The sequence below is a fragment of the Streptomyces sp. NPDC100445 genome, assembly GCF_044759735.1.
Taxonomy (GTDB): Bacteria; Actinomycetota; Actinomycetes; order Streptomycetales; family Streptomycetaceae; genus Streptomyces.
This window is the reverse complement of sequence record NZ_JBIVZV010000002.1, coordinates 309,342-323,100: the sequence shown is the minus strand read 5'-3', so window position 1 is coordinate 323,100 and position 13,759 is coordinate 309,342. Positions and strand designations below refer to the sequence as shown.

Sequence of the window (13,759 nt, the reverse complement as noted above, 5' to 3'; positions counted from 1 at the left end):
ATCCCACGGACACGGGCGCCGACCGGCGGCACTGGTCGGGTGTACCGGGAGGCCGGTGTTGCCCCGGTCCGGGGGTCAGGTCCCGGACCGGGGCTGCTCTCGGGGGTGTCCCGCTCGGTGGGGACTTGTCCTGGATCAGACGTTAATCGGTGCGGTGAGCCTTCGGTCCGCGATCGAGCGTCCGGCGGCGATCTCGTACGAACCCTTCACACACTGCCACGCCTTCGCCGTCTCGTCCCAGACCTCGAAGGCGCGGCGCGGGAGGTCGACGGCGACCTCGGTGCTCTCGCCGGGACCGGCCTCGGCGGCGGCGAAACCGGCCAGCCGGCGCGTGGGGCGTTCGGGGCCGGGGCCGGTCGGGGCGACGTAGATCTGGACGACCTCGCGGCCGACCCGCGCGCCGGTGTTGCGGAGGCGGACGCGGACGGTGGTGCCGTCGACGTCCAGGGACTCGTAGGCCCAGTCGGTGTAGCCGAGGCCGTGGCCGAAGGGGTAGGACGGGGTGCGGCCGGCCTTCTCCCAGGCGGCGTGGCCGATGAAGACGCCTTCGTCGTAGCGGAGTTCGCCGTCGGTGGGGACGACCTCGGTGACCGGGGCGTCGGCGAGGGAGCCCCAGGTGGTGGGCAGCCGGCCGCCGGGCTCGTGGGCGCCGGTGAGGACGTCGGCGAGGGCGGCGCCGCCCTCCTGGCCGGGGAACCAGCCGAGCAGGACGGCGGCGGTCTCGTCCCGCCAGGGCAGTTCCACCGGGGAGCCCGCGTTGACGACGACGACGGTGTTCGGGTTGGCGGCGGCGACCGCGCGGACCAGGTCGTCCTGGCGGCCGGGCAGCCGCAGGTCACGGCGGTCGAAGCCCTCGGACTCCACCCGGTCGGTGGTGGCGACCACGACGACGGCCGTGTCGGCGTTGCGGGCCGTCTCCACCGCCTCGGCGATCAGTTCGTCGGGGTCGCGCCGGGGCCCGGAGTGGGCGAGCGCGAACGCGACGACCTTCATCGGGAGGTCCGCGGGGAGCCGGATCGCGTGGGTGAGGGAGACCTCGACCGGCCGGCCCGCGGTGAGTTCGGCCCGGGCGCGGGGCACGGGGGCGCCGAAGAACGCCTCGAAGGGGTCCCCGTCGCCGGGGCGCTGGTCGTCGTCGTAGTACGTCGTTCCGTCCACGGTGAGGGTGAAGCCGCCGGTGCCCTTGACGCCGAAGGTGTGCGTGCCGGACTCGCGCGGGGTGAAGGTGCCGGTCAGCTCGACGGTGTGGAGGGTCTCGTGGGTGACGCCGTCCGGGAGATCGGTGCCCGTCCACTGGATCAGGCCGCCGGGGGCGGAGCGGGTGCCGACGATCTCGCCGGCGGCGTCGCGGCAGACCGCCCGCAGGGTGAAGCCCGGGCCGGCCGGGCCGAGTTCGGTGGCGGGGTCGGCGCCGACGGCGTAGCTGAGGGCGCCGTCGGGGAGTGCGGCGGTGAGCCCGTCGAGCGGGGAGACGGTCCGGGCCGGGAAGACGGTGGCGGAGCCGCCGCCGAGGATGCGGGCGTCGCGGGCGGCGGCGCCGATCAGGGCGACGGTGCCGTGCGGTGCCAGGGGCAGGACGGCACGCTCGTTGCGCAGGAGGACGAAGGAGCGGCGGGCGATCTCGCGGGCCAGGGCCTCGCCGTCGACCGGCGCGGGCGGTGTCGTGACGACGGGTTCGGCGCCGCGCAGGACGCCCACGCGGGCGGCGAGCCGCAGGACCCGGCGGACCGCCGCGTCGACCGTGGCCTCGTCGACCCCGCCGTCCCGCACCGCGCGGGCGAGGGCCTCACCGTAGACGGTCCGCGGGCCGGGCATGGCCACGTCGAGGCCGCCCTCGATGGCGCCGGTGGTGTCGCGGGCGGCGGTCCAGTCGGAGACGTTGACGCCGTCGAAGCCCCATTCGCCGCGCAGGACCTCGTTGACGAGGTGGTGGTGCTCGGTCATGGTCGTGCCGTTGACCGTGTTGTAGGCGGTCATGACGCCCCACGGGCGGGCGTCGCGGACGATCGCCTCGAAGGGGGCCAGGTACAGCTCGCGCAGGGCGCGTTCGGGGACCAGGTTGTTCACCGTGAGGCGGTCGGTCTCGGCGTCGTTGGCGACGAAGTGCTTCACGGTGGTGCCGACACCACCGGACTGGACGCCGGACACGTAACCGGTGCCGATGACGCCGGTGAGGTAGGGGTCCTCGCTGTAGCACTCGAAGTGGCGTCCGCCGAGCGGCGAGCGGTGCAGGTTGACGGTGGGCGCGAGCAGCACGTGGACGCCCTTGCGGCGGGCCTCCTGGGCGAGCAGCACACCGGCGCGGCGGGCGAGTCCGGGGTCCCAGGCGGCGGCGAGCGCGGTCGGTGAGGGCAGGGCGACGGAGGGGTCGTCGGCGGTCCAGCGCACGCCCCGGACGCCGATCGGGCCGTCGGACATGACGAGGGACTCCAGGCCGATCTCGGGCAGTGCGGGCAGGCTCCAGGCGTCCTGGCCGGCCAGGAGGCGCGCCTTGGTGTCGAGGTCGAGGGTGCTGAGGGCGGCCACCACGACCGCCTCGCGGGTCCGGTCGGCCGGGTCGGGCTGGACGTGCGCCATCGCGGGTCCTCCTTCGTCGGGTCCGTGCGGGTGGCCTCCATCGTGCCCCCGACTCACCTGTGACGCGGTAGGTTTCGTCACCTCGGCGTGATGTGGGGTGCGGGGGGATGCCGTACGGTGACGGCATGAGCGCGAGGGCGCGGAGCGAGGAGCGGCGCGCGGAGATCGTCGGGGCGGCCCTGGAGGTGATCGCCGAGCGCGGTTACCGGGGGGCGAGCCTGGCCGCGGTGGCGGAGCGGGTGGGGCTCACCCAGCAGGGCCTGCTGCACCACTTCCCGACCAAGGAAGCCCTGCTGGTGGCCGTGTTGCGGGACCGCGACCGGTGGGACGCGGTGCCGGGCACCCCGTGGCGGACGGAGCTGCTGGCCGCGCTGGTCGAGTACAACGCGATGCGCCCGGCGATCGTCAGGACCTTCTCGGCGCTGCTGGGCGAGAGCGTCACCGAGGGGCATCCGGCGCGCGGCTACTTCACCGAGCGCTACACCCGCGTGCGGGAGAGCACGGCGGCGGTCCTGCGCACCGAGTACGGCGACCGGCTGCCCAACGGGCTCACCCCGGAGCGCGCCGCACCGCTGCTGGTCGCCGTGATGGACGGTCTCCAGTACCAGTGGCTGCTGGACCCGGAGTCGGTCGACATGCCGGGGGCGTTCCGCGACTTCCTGCGGCTGCTGGGCGAGCCGCCGGCCTGAACGGGCCGCCGGCGACGGGGCGTCGGCGGACGGCGGCGCCCGGCCGCCGGTCGGTGCCATGGCGCGGGTGACTCCCGCCGGGTCATACTGCCGCCGTCCACCGCACCACGCGCCCCACAGCGACGGAAGGACCCGAACTCCCTTGACCCGCACACGTCTTCGCCTCGGTGTCATCGGCCTGGCCCTGCTGACCGGGCTGTCCGCGCCCGGCACCGCGGCCTTCGCCCGTCCGGCGGCCCCCTCCCCCACCGTCGAGGAGCAGCGGCTCGACCGGGCCGTACCCCAGGAGATCCTGCGGCGATCCGGGTTCGACGACGTGGCGCCCGCGTTCCGCCACGGACTGGAGCGCGCGCACTCCTACACCGAAGCCCGCCGCCTGGTCGTACGGGAGGGCACCGCGCTGTGGCGGCGGGCGGTGGCGCGGGCGCAGGGGCGGGGGCCCGCGGGCGGTGACCTGAGCCGGGACGACGACCGTCCCCTGTACTGGGCGCGGCTGGGGATGAGCCGGGAACTGCGCCAGTGGCTAACGGGGTTCGGGCTGACGGACGGGCAACGGGACGAACTCCTCGACCGGCTGGAGCGGACCTCGCGCGGCCAGACGGGCATCCGCTACCCCGGGGGGCACCGGCTGCGGCGGGTACTGCTCACCGGGTTCGACCCGTTCACGCTCGACCGGGACATCCGCACCTCCAACCCGTCGGGGGCGAGCGCGCTGGCGCTGGACGGCACCGTCATCGAGACGGACCGGGGGCCGGCGCGCGTCGAGACCGCCGTGTTCCCGGTGCGCTGGCGGGACTTCGCCGAGGGCACGGTGGAGCGCGCCCTGAAGCCGTACCTGCCGGAGGTGGACCTGTTCACGACCGTGAGCCAGGGCCGCGCCGGCCGGTTCGACGTCGAGCGCACCAACGGCGCCTGGCGGGGCGGCTTCCCGGACAACGACGACGTCTCGCGGACCGGGACCGTCCCGGTCGCCGACGCGGGCTCGCAACCGCAGTGGACGAGCACGACGCTGCCGTACACCGCCGTCGTAGCCGCCCGGACGGGACGCTTCCCCGTCTACGACCACACCGAGGTGACGGAGATCCCGGCCGGCGGCGCGGACCCCGTCGTACGGCCGGACGGGCCCACGCCCGGCTCCACCGCCCGCGCCGGGGGCGGCGGCGACTACCTCTCCAACGAGATCGCCTACCGGGCCACGCTGCTGCGGGACCGGCTGGGGCTGCACGACACCCTGCCCGGCGGGCACCTGCACACGCCCGTCCTGGCGTTCGGCGCCGGCAACACCGACCCGGCGACGGGGGCGGTCACGGACCCCGAGTTCGTACGGAACCGGCTGGACATCATCGCCCAGGTGCGGTCCGTCGTGGCGGTCGCGGTCGGCGCCGGCACGCGGGCCCGCGGCTGACGTGCCCCGGTCACCCGGGGACGTCCTCCCGGTCCGGCCGGCCGGCGGGGGCCGCGGACGTGCCGACGGCGCCGTCCTCGCCCAGCAGGTCGCGGGCGAGGAGGGTGGCGCCGGCCACCGCGCCCGGCATCAGGAACACCGCGACGAACGGCACCAGGAAGGCCAGCCCCAGGGGCGTGCCGAAGCCCCAGACCAGGGTCTTGCGGGAGCGGAGCAGGGCGAGGCGGGCGCGCAGGTCGACGCCCCGGCGCTGGAGCGCCACGGCGACCAGTTCCTCGGTGAGGAAGAAGCCGGTGACGAAGAAGCCGAGCACGGGGACGACGGTCTGCCCGACGAACGGCACGAAGCCGAGGGCGAAGAGCAGTACGCCCCACAGCGCGGCGCGGACCAGGACGCGCAGGCTGTCGCGGGCGGAGACCCACAGCTCGCGCCAGAGCGGGAGCGGGGAGCGGGGCGCGGTGCCGTCGGGCGAGACGTCGGCGTCGACCCGCTCCGACAGGTTCTCGTAGAAGGGCTGGCCGACCAGCAGGGTGACGGCCGTGAACGTGAGCACGGCCAGCAGCAGGCCGAGGGCGAACAGCACGGCGGTCAGCAGGCCGCGGAACAGGCCCTGCCAGGGGTCGGCCCAGTCGTCCGCGAACGGGGTCGCCCAGGTGACCGCGTCCTCGCCCCACACGGCCAGCGCGACCAGCGCGGCGGCGTACAGCACCAGCGTGATCAGCCCGGGCAGCAGGCCGAACCCGTACCGGCGCCCGTGCCGGGCCACCCATCGCTGGCCCTTCAGCAGATAACCGAAACCCACCCCGAGATCACGCATGTCCTGGACTTTACTGGCTCGCCGCGCGGGGGTGGTCCCTCAGTCGTCGAGCATGCGGCGCAGCAGGTCGCGCAGGGAGCGGCGCTGCTCGTCGGAGAGGCCGGCCAGGGGCTCGCGGGCGAAGTGCAGGCCCTCGCGGAGGTCGCGGGCCACGCGCCGGCCCTCCTCGGTGGCGGCTGCCACCTTCACCCGGCGGTCGGCCGGGTCGGGGCGGCGCTCGACCAGGCCGCGGGCCTCCAGGCGGTCCACGATCCCGGTCACGTTCGACGGCTCGCACTTCAGCTTCTGCGCCAGTTTGCGCATGGGCAGCGCCTCCAGCGACAGGAGGCTGAGGAGGCGGGCCTGCGGGCCGGTCAGGGTGTGCTCGCCCGCCGCCTTCTCGTAGTCCGCGTAGAAGCGGGCCACGACGTCCCCGATCAGCTCGACGACCTCCAGGGTGAGCGCGTCGGGGCGGGGGAGCTTCGATGGGGTGGACATACCCACCAGGATACCCGGTTACTTGACATCATGAAATATCCATGAGCATGGTTGTTTCAGGTACTGAAGTAACTGAGTGAAGAGAAAGGCGTTGTCATGATCAACCGCGAGTGGCACCTGCTCCGCCGTCCCGTCGGCTGGCCCGAGCCCGAGGACTTCGCCCTCGTCGAGACACCCGTCCCGGCCCCGGAGGAGGGCCAGGTGCTGGTGCGGAACACGTACCTCTCCGTCGACCCGTACATGCGCGGCCGGATGAGTGCCGCCAAGTCGTACGCCGCCCCGTTCGAGCTGGACAAGGTCATGCAGGGCGGCGCGGTCGGCGAGGTGATCGAGTCCCGCGCCGAGGGCATCTCCGCGGGCGACCACGTCCTGCACTTCTTCGGCTGGCGCGAGTACGCGGCCTTCGACGCCAAGCACGCCGTCAAGGTCGACCCCGACGCCGCGCCGCTCTCGACGTACCTCGGCGTCCTCGGCATGACCGGGCTGACCGCCTACGCCGGCCTGCTGCGCACCGCCTCCTTCAAGGAGGGTGACACCGTCTTCGTCTCCGGGGCGGCGGGCGCCGTCGGCAGCCAGGTCGGGCAGATCGCCAAGCTCAAGGGCGCCTCCCGGGTCATCGGCTCCGCCGGGTCCGACGAGAAGGTCAAGCTCCTCGTGGAGGAGTACGGCTTCGACGCCGCGTTCAACTACAAGAACGGCCCGGTCGCCGAGCAGCTGCGGGAGGCCGCGCCCGACGGCATCGACGTCTACTTCGACAACGTCGGCGGGGACCACCTCGAAGCCGCCGTCGGCTCCCTGAACCAGGGCGGCCGGATCGCCGTCTGCGGCATGATCTCGGTCTACAACGACACCGAGCCCGCCCCCGGACCGAAGAACCTCGCCCGGCTGATCCAGACCCGCGGCCGCATCGAGGGCTTCCTCGTCGGCGACCACTACGACCTCCAGCCGCAGTTCGTCCAGGAGGTCGGTCCCTGGGTCGCCTCGGGCGCGCTGAAGTACCGCGAGACCGTGGTCGAGGGCATCGAGAACAACCTGGAGGCGTTCCTCGGGGTCCTGCGGGGCGACAACATCGGGAAGATGGTCGTCAAGCTCTGACGGCGGCCCTTCCCGGCGGCCTTCCCGGGGGCCCCTTTCCGGGGGGCCTCTCCCTGTCGGCCTTCCCGTTGATTTCGCCATGCGGTAACTTCTTTCCGAAATCCGTCGCCGATCGTGGGCGCGAGTCGCGGCGGACCGAGGAGAAGGACAACCGCATGGCCATCACGCAGTCCGACGTCCTGTACACCGCCGTCGCCACCGCCGAGAACGGCCGCGACGGGCGGGTCGCCACCGACGACGGCGCGCTCGACGTCGTCGTCAACCCGCCCGCCGCGATGGGCGGCACCGGCGCCGGCACCAACCCCGAGCAGTTGTTCGCCGCGGGGTACAGCGCCTGCTTCCAGGGCGCGCTCGGTGTCGTCGCGCGTCAGGAGGGGGCCGACGTGTCCGGTTCCACCGTCACCGCGAAGGTCGGTATCGGGAAGAACGAGGACGGGTTCGGGATCATCGTGGAGATCTCCGCGAGCATTCCGCGCGTGGACGCCGAGGTGGCTCGGGCGCTGGTGGAGAAGGCTCACCAGGTGTGCCCGTACTCCAAGGCGACGCGGGGGAACATCAGCGTGACGCTGGTCTGAGGTCACCGGCGATTGCGCTGGCGCTGGGCCTGGGCGCGGGTGGGGTCGGTGCGTTGTCGGGTGCGGGGTCCGTGGGGGCTTGTCGCGCAGTTCCCCTCGCCCCTGGGAAGTTGGGGCTAGCGCTCATCCCGGGGGCGCCGGGGCGCTCGTGACAACTCCGCGCGGCCTCCCGTTCGCCTTCGGTCGGCCCGGCTACCGGGACTCGGAAGGTGCGCTCACCCCGCGCCGGAGCCGATTATGGTCGTGTACATGCAGGCACATCAGCCGTATCAGGCCTCCGTCCCGCCGTCCCCGCCCACCGTTCCGACAGCCGGCCGGGGACCGCTGGTGGCCGCGCTGCTGATCGGGCTGCTCGTGGGCGGTGGTGGCGTGGGCATGGCCTGGGCGCTGACCGGTGGCCCGTCGGACGCGGGCAGCAGCGCCATGGACGACGCCCGAGGCGCGTGCGAGGCGCTGGACGGCGTGGACGCATCGAAGCTCTCGACGAGAGGCAAGGCGGGCGAGCAGGCGCTGTACCGCTTCGCGGGCGCTACCGCCCTGGCCACGGCCGCCGCCGCGGGCGACTCCTCGTACAAGCCGCTCGCGGAGGCCATCACCCGCGCGCGCAACCGCCAGAACCAGGTCTTCCAGGTCGACGCCACGGTGAAGAAGGAGCTGGCCGAGGCTCGCGGCATCTGCGCCGACCTCTGACACTGCGTGCGCCCTCGACGGGATCGTGGGGTCAGGTGCACCACCAGAGGAAGCGGTCGCAGGTTCTGGTGGGGGTCGAGGTCGGGGTCGGGGTGGGGGCCGTGGGTGTGGGGGGCGGCGGCGTCGGGGTGGGGCTCGGGTCGGTCGCGGCCGGGGGCGCGGGGGCGCCGGCGGCGGGTGTGCCGGAGGGGGCCGCGGTCGGTCGCGCGGGGTCGCCGCTGCCCTGGGCCGACGGGGAGCCGGACGGCTCGCCCGAGGGGGACTCCGACGCCGACGTCGAAGCCGAGGCGGACGGGTCGGCGGAGGCGGAGCCCCGCGCGCCCGGCGTGGTGACGGAGACCGCGTCCAGCGGGTCCGCCGGGCGGGTCGGCGCCACCGGGGAGCCGCCGCCGTCCACCGCCGCGTCCCCGGCCGGGGCCGGCCTGTCCGCGGTGAACGGCGAGAAGGGCATGTCCGTGCCCAGTTCGGCGAGGCTGAGACCGCCCGCCGCGAGGACGAACCCGGCGGCGACCAGGGCCGTGCGGCGGCGCCGGCGGCGGTGCGCGGCGGCCTTGCGGTCCCGCCGGCCGGGCGGCGCGACGGCACCCCGGGCGGCTTCCGTGGGCCCGGCGGTGCCGGCCGCGGGCTCCGGCTCCGGGTACTCCCCGCCGACCGCCACGCCTTCGGCGGTCTCGGGGGTTTCCGGGTACGCGTACGCCGCCGGTGTTCCGCACCCGGGGCAGGCCAGGGCGCCGTTGAGGTGCCGTTGGCACGGGTGACAGAAGTTCATGACGCCGGAAGACTAGAGTCCGCACGACCCGCCTTCCAGGTGACGCCGTGAAGGTTTGGTGCGGGACCGGGAGAGTGCTCGCGCGCCGTGCCGAAACCGTTACCTGTTCGACCCATTGACACTCCCACCGCACCGTCCTTACTGTCACGCCAGCATTTCGAACGTGTGACGAAATCTCGAACAGCTGAGGGGCAACTGTCGTGCGCATCACCGGAATCAGCACGCACGTGGTCGGTACACCGTGGCGCAACCTGACCTACGTCCAGGTGCACACCGACGAGGGGATCACCGGCGTCGGCGAGACCCGGATGCTCGGTCACACCGACGCGCTGATCGGCTACCTGCGGGAGGCCGAGGCCAACCACGTCCTCGGCTCGGACCCGTTCGCCGTCGAGGACCTGGTGCGCCGGATGAAGTACGGCGACTACGGCCGCGCCGGCGAGATCGTCATGTCGGGCATCGCGGTCGTCGAGATGGCCTGCTGGGACATCAAGGGCAAGGCGCTGGGCGTACCGGTGTGGCAGCTGCTCGGCGGCAAGGTCACCGACAAGGTGAAGGCGTACGCCAACGGGTGGTACACCACCGAGCGGACCCCGGAGGCGTACCACAAGGCGGCGCAGGGCGTCGTGGAGCGCGGCTACCGGGCGCTGAAGATCGACCCGTTCGGCACCGGGCACTTCGAACTGGACCACCGGGAGACCCTGTACGCCGTCTCGCTCATCGAGGCCGTGCGGGACGCCATCGGCCCGGAGGCCGAGCTGATGCTGGAGATGCACGGCCGCTTCTCCCCCGCCACCGCCGTCCGGCTGGCCAAGGAGATGGCGCCGTTCAAACCGGCGTGGCTGGAGGAGCCGGTGCCGCCGGAGAACCTCAAGGCGCTGGAGAAGGTCGCCGCCAAGGTCGACATCCCGGTCGCCACCGGTGAACGCATCCACGACCGGATCGAGTTCCGCGAGCTGTTCGACAGCCAGTCGGTGGACATCATCCAGCCCGACGTCGGCCACATCGGCGGCATCTGGGAGACCCGGAAGCTCGCCGCGACCGCCGAGACGCACTACATGCTGGTCGCCCCGCACAACGTGGGCGGGCCGGTGCTCACCGCCGCCTCCCTCCAGGTCGGCTTCACCTCCCCTAACTTCAAGATTCTTGAGCACTTCAACGACTTCGCCGACGCGGAGATCAAGAAGGTGGTCAAGGGGGCGCCGCAGGTCGTGGACGGGTACTTCCACCTGTCCGACGCGCCCGGTCTCGGGGTCGAGCTGGACGTCGACGCGGCGGCCGAGTTCCCGCAGCAGCAGGCCCGGTTCGACCTGTGGGCCGAGGGCTGGGAGCAGCGCCGGCCGAAGGGCACGCAGTGAGTTCCCAGATCCTGGTCGAGGCGCCCGGCGTCCACCGGGTGGCGGACCACACGCCCCGCGACCCGGGCCCCGGCGAGGCGCTGGTGGCCGTGCACGCGGTGGGGATCTGCGGCAGCGACCGCGAGGTGTACCAGGGCAACCGGCCCGAGGGGTACGTGCGTTACCCGCTGACCCCCGGGCACGAGTGGTCGGGGACGGTCACCGCGGTGGGGCCCGGGGTGCCCGGCTCGCTCACCGGCCGCAAGGTCGTCGGCGAGGGCTTTCGCAACTGCCAGGTGTGCGAGCGGTGCCACGCGGGTGAGACCACGCTGTGCACGGCCGGGTACGAGGAGACCGGGTTCACCCGGCCCGGGGCCATGGCGGCCACGCTGACCCTGCCGGCCCGGCTGCTGCACGTCCTGCCGGACGAGGCCGACCTGACGGCCGCGGCGCTGCTGGAGCCGGCGGCCTGTGTCGCCGCCGCCGCGCTGAAGGCGGGCGCCCGGCCGGGCGAGCGGGTCGCGGTGGTGGGCACGGGCACGCTGGGCATGTTCGCCGTGCAGTTCCTGAGGGCCGTCTCGCCGGCGGAGCTGCTCGTCGTCGGCACGCGCAGGGACCGGGAGGCGCTGGCCCGGCGGTTCGGGGCCACCGACTTCCGGCTCAAGGACGAGGAGGCGCCCGCCGGTTACGACGTGGTGATCGAGACCGCCGGGTCCGCGTCCGCGGCGCGCACCGCCGCCGCGCTGCTGCGGCGCGGCGGGCGGCTGGTCCTCACCGGGATCCCGGCACCGGGCGCGGACGGACTGGACCCGACCGATCTCGTCGTACGGCAGCTGGAGGTGCACACCGTCTTCGGGGCGCCGCCGGACGCCTGGGCGCACACCGTGCGGGTGTTCGGTGCCGGGTTGCTGGAGCCGTTGCCGCTGGTCACGCACGAGTTGCCGCTGACCGGGTTCTCGGAGGCCATCGAGCTGGTGGGGGCCGGCGACCCGGCGGTGGGCAAGGTGCTGCTGCGCCCCTAGGGCCTTGCTTCCCCCAGTCGTGGGGGGGGGGGGGGGGGGGGGGGGGGGGGGGGGGGGGGGGGCCCCCCCCCCCCCCCCCCCCCCCCCCCCACCACCAGCGCCCAGCCGTACCCAGAGCCGCGAACCTTGTCCGATATACCGAACACGAAGGACAGCTTGTGACCGACGCTTCCGCCCCGGCAGTCCGCAGACCCGGCGAGCAGGTGCTCGCCGCGCTCGGCCTGGGGGCACCCGCCCTCGATCCCGCCGACGCCTCCACCCGCACCTTCCCGGGCGGTGGCCGCTGGCGCACCGAGATCCCCTCGTGCGAGGGTCCCGAGGCGCTGGCGGTCATCCTGAAGGAGGCCTCGCGCCTCGACGTGCCGATCCACCGGATCAGCCAGGGCAGCGGCGTGTGGATGCTCACCGACGCCGAGATCACCGAGATGGTGGACGCCACCGCCGAACGGGACATCGAGCTCTGCCTGTTCACCGGCCCGCGCGGCACCTGGGACATCGGTGGCTCGGTGCGCTCCGACTCGCGGGGGGCCGGACTGCGCGCCCGGGGCCACGACGCCGTCGCCGGCTGCGTGGAGGACGCCGTCCGCGCCACCGAACTGGGCGTCAAGTGCCTGCTGGTGGCCGACGAGGGCGTGCTGTGGACCCTGCACCGGGCGCGCGAGGCGGGGATCGTCCCGGCTGACACGACGCTGAAGGTGTCGGCGCTCATCGGCCCCGTCAACCCTGCCTCGTACGCGGTCTACGAGCGGCTCGGCGCCGACTCCGTCAACGTGCCCAGCGACCTGACGCTGGACCACCTGACCGAGATCCGCCGGGTGTCCGGCGCCCCCATGGACATGTACATCGAGGCCCCCGACGACCTCGGCGGCTACATCCGGATGTACGAGGTCGCCGAGCTGATCCGGCGCGGCGCCCCGCTCTACCTGAAGTTCGGCCTGTCCAAGGCGCCCGGCATCTACCCGTGGGGCACCCACCTCAGGGACCTCACCCTGCACACCGCCCGGGAGCGGGTGCGGCGCGGCCGGCTCGCCCTGGACCTGCTCGCCCGGCACGGCGCGGACGAGGGCATGGCGCCGCTCGGCTCCCGGCTGCCCGGACCGCTCCACCGCTTCCCCACCGACACGACCGCTCCCCTCGACGACGAGATCGACAAGGACTGATCCCATGCGCACTCGCAGAGCCGCCCTCACCGCGATAGCCGGAGCCGCCTCGCTCGCCCTGACCCTGACCGCCTGCGGGCAGAGCGGTGAGGGCGGCAGCAAGGAGAAGACCGGTGACGCCAAGGGCGCCACCATCGGCATCGCGATGCCGACGAAGTCCTCCGAGCGGTGGATCTCCGACGGCAAGAACGTCGTGAAGGACCTCCAGGCCAGGGGCTACAAGACCAAGCTGGTGTACGGCGAGGACGACCCGGAGCAGCAGGTCTCGCAGATCGAGAACCTGATCACGCAGGGCGTCAAGGGCCTGATCGTGGCGGCCATCGACAACAAGTCCCTGAACAGCGTGCTCCAGCAGGCCGCGGACGCGCACATCCCGGTGATCTCCTACGACCGATTGATCCTCGGCACCAAGAACGTCGACTACTACGCCTCGTTCGACAACGAGAAGGTCGGCCGGCTCCAGGGCTCGTACATCGTGCACAAGCTCGGTCTGGACAGCGGCAAGAAGGGCCCGTTCAACATCGAGCTGTTCGCCGGCTCCAACGACGACAACAACACCCGGTACTTCTTCGACGGCGCGATGAGCGTGCTGAAGCCGTACCTGGACAAGAAGCAGCTCGTCGTCCGCTCCGGCCAGACGGCGCTCGACAAGGTCGTCACCCTGCGCTGGGACGGCGCCACCGCGCAGCGGCGCATGGACGACATCCTCACCTCCTCCTACAAGAGCGAGCGGGTCGACGCGGTCCTCTCGCCGTACGACGGCATCTCCATCGGCATCCTGTCCGCGCTCAAGTCGGACGGCTACGGATCCGGGAACAAGCCGCTGCCGGTCATCACCGGCCAGGACGCCGAACTCGCCTCGGTGAAGTCGATCATCGCCGGGCAGCAGACGCAGACCGTCTACAAGGACCTCCGCAAGCTCGCCGAGGTGGCCTCCACGATGGTCGACGACGCCCTGAAGGGCAAGAAGCCGCAGGTAAACGACGTCAAGTCGTACGACAACGGCAGCAAGGTCGTCCCCGCCTACCTGCTCCAGCCGGTCAGCGTCGACAAGAGCAACTACGCGGACGTGCTCGTCAAGGGCGGCTACTACACGGCCGGCCAGCTGAAGTAGTCCTCCCGGCCGACCGACCCCACACCTGACTG

The 13,759-nt window shown here is 73.1% G+C and carries 13 protein-coding genes; 9 read left to right on the top strand and 4 right to left on the bottom strand.

Annotation, left to right across the window (positions count from 1 at the left end):
- Window positions 1–135: 135 nt before the first annotated feature.
- A complete protein-coding gene (locus ACIQVT_RS06780; protein ID WP_403748640.1) occupies window positions 136–2,577 on the bottom strand; it encodes a beta-glucosidase H in 2,442 nt (813 codons plus the stop codon).
- 107 nt (window positions 2,578–2,684) lie between these two features.
- On the opposite strand from ACIQVT_RS06780, the gene ACIQVT_RS06775 reads away from it, so the two are divergent.
- Both ACIQVT_RS06775 and ACIQVT_RS06770 read left to right on the top strand, forming a co-directional pair.
- Window positions 2,685–3,266 carry a TetR/AcrR family transcriptional regulator gene (locus ACIQVT_RS06775; protein ID WP_403748637.1) on the top strand — a complete coding sequence of 194 codons (582 nt, stop codon included), beginning with the start codon at window positions 2,685–2,687 and terminating at the stop codon, window positions 3,264–3,266.
- Window positions 3,267–3,408: 142 nt separating this feature from the next.
- Entirely contained in the window at window positions 3,409–4,671 is a 1,263-nt protein-coding gene (locus ACIQVT_RS06770; RefSeq protein ID WP_403748635.1) for a pyroglutamyl peptidase, read from the top strand.
- Window positions 4,672–4,681: 10 nt separating this feature from the next.
- Here ACIQVT_RS06770 and ACIQVT_RS06765 read toward each other — a convergent pair whose 3' ends face one another.
- Complete coding sequence (locus ACIQVT_RS06765) at window positions 4,682–5,488, bottom strand: EI24 domain-containing protein (protein ID WP_403748632.1); 807 nt, start codon at window positions 5,486–5,488, stop codon at window positions 4,682–4,684.
- Between the two features lie 39 nt (window positions 5,489–5,527).
- Window positions 5,528–5,965, bottom strand: coding sequence for a MarR family winged helix-turn-helix transcriptional regulator (locus ACIQVT_RS06760; protein WP_403748629.1), 438 nt, complete (start codon window positions 5,963–5,965; stop codon window positions 5,528–5,530).
- 96 nt (window positions 5,966–6,061) lie between these two features.
- Between ACIQVT_RS06760 and ACIQVT_RS06755 the strand changes: the two genes are divergently transcribed.
- From ACIQVT_RS06755 to ACIQVT_RS06745, 3 genes are all read left to right on the top strand, one after another.
- On the top strand, window positions 6,062–7,060 hold the full coding sequence (locus tag ACIQVT_RS06755; RefSeq protein WP_403748627.1) for an NADP-dependent oxidoreductase: 999 nt from the start codon (window positions 6,062–6,064) through the stop codon (window positions 7,058–7,060).
- 155 nt (window positions 7,061–7,215) lie between these two features.
- The gene (locus tag ACIQVT_RS06750) at window positions 7,216–7,635 is read left to right on the top strand and encodes an organic hydroperoxide resistance protein (protein ID WP_403748624.1); all 420 of its coding nucleotides are present in this window, start codon (window positions 7,216–7,218) and stop codon (window positions 7,633–7,635) included.
- A 249-nt stretch (window positions 7,636–7,884) separates the two neighbouring features.
- Window positions 7,885–8,325 (top strand): hypothetical protein, encoded by a 441-nt coding sequence (locus ACIQVT_RS06745; protein WP_403748622.1) that lies wholly within the window; start codon window positions 7,885–7,887, stop codon window positions 8,323–8,325.
- Between the two features lie 31 nt (window positions 8,326–8,356).
- Here the strand turns inward: ACIQVT_RS06745 and ACIQVT_RS06740 are convergent, their stop codons facing one another.
- Window positions 8,357–9,094: a hypothetical protein gene (locus ACIQVT_RS06740; RefSeq protein ID WP_403748619.1), complete on the bottom strand. Its 738-nt coding sequence runs from the start codon at window positions 9,092–9,094 to the stop codon at window positions 8,357–8,359.
- Window positions 9,095–9,294: 200 nt separating this feature from the next.
- On the opposite strand from ACIQVT_RS06740, the gene ACIQVT_RS06735 reads away from it, so the two are divergent.
- The 4 genes from ACIQVT_RS06735 to chvE all read left to right on the top strand — a co-directional run bounded on the left by ACIQVT_RS06735 (window position 9,295) and on the right by chvE (window position 13,727).
- The gene (locus ACIQVT_RS06735) at window positions 9,295–10,452 is read left to right on the top strand and encodes a mandelate racemase/muconate lactonizing enzyme family protein (RefSeq protein WP_403748616.1); all 1,158 of its coding nucleotides are present in this window, start codon (window positions 9,295–9,297) and stop codon (window positions 10,450–10,452) included.
- Window positions 10,449–11,453, top strand: coding sequence for a zinc-binding dehydrogenase (locus tag ACIQVT_RS06730; protein ID WP_403748613.1), 1,005 nt, complete (start codon window positions 10,449–10,451; stop codon window positions 11,451–11,453). The genes ACIQVT_RS06735 and ACIQVT_RS06730 overlap by 4 nt, the downstream gene beginning before the upstream one ends.
- 158 nt (window positions 11,454–11,611) lie before the next feature.
- On the top strand, window positions 11,612–12,613 hold the full coding sequence (locus ACIQVT_RS06725; RefSeq protein ID WP_403748611.1) for a hypothetical protein: 1,002 nt from the start codon (window positions 11,612–11,614) through the stop codon (window positions 12,611–12,613).
- A gap of 4 nt (window positions 12,614–12,617) precedes the next feature.
- Window positions 12,618–13,727 carry a multiple monosaccharide ABC transporter substrate-binding protein gene (gene chvE / locus ACIQVT_RS06720; protein ID WP_403748608.1) on the top strand — a complete coding sequence of 370 codons (1,110 nt, stop codon included), beginning with the start codon at window positions 12,618–12,620 and terminating at the stop codon, window positions 13,725–13,727.
- Window positions 13,728–13,759 lie beyond the last annotated feature (32 nt).